This is a genomic window from Ewingella sp. S1.OA.A_B6 (assembly GCF_049889095.1).
GTDB lineage: Bacteria > Pseudomonadota > Gammaproteobacteria > Enterobacterales > Enterobacteriaceae > Ewingella.
This window is the reverse complement of the sequence record NZ_JBLJFK010000042.1, coordinates 1-363: the sequence shown is the minus strand read 5'-3', so window position 1 is coordinate 363 and position 363 is coordinate 1. Positions and strand designations below refer to the sequence as shown.

General features: G+C 46.8%; 1 protein-coding gene. It reads left to right on the top strand.

Features of this window, described 5'->3' with window-relative positions; translation table 11 throughout:
• Positions 1-363, top strand: a 363-nt coding sequence (locus ACMV8I_RS21390) for an IS66 family transposase (RefSeq protein WP_498867148.1), incomplete at both ends; no start/stop codon positions are given.

Sequence of the window (363 nt, the reverse complement as noted above, 5' to 3'; positions counted from 1 at the left end):
TATGCGTGGTTACAACAGAAACGCTTAGGCACGACTAAGAATGCCAGTATTACTAAGGCAATTGAGTATTGTTTGAAACGGTGGCAGGCTCTGACACGTTATCTTGAGGATGGCAATTTACCGATTGATAATAATTGGGCAGAAAATCAGATGCGTCCTTGGGCACTCGGGCGTAAGAACTGGTTGTTTGCAGGGTCGCTTGAGAGTGGTCAGCGGGCGGCGATTGTTATGTCGCTCATTCAATCTGCAAGATTGAATGGTCTTGACCCGTATGCGTATTTGGCAGATGTGCTGCTGAGACGTCTGCCGACACATAAAGATAGCCATATTGATGAGCTGCTACCTCATGTCTGGAAAATGGGA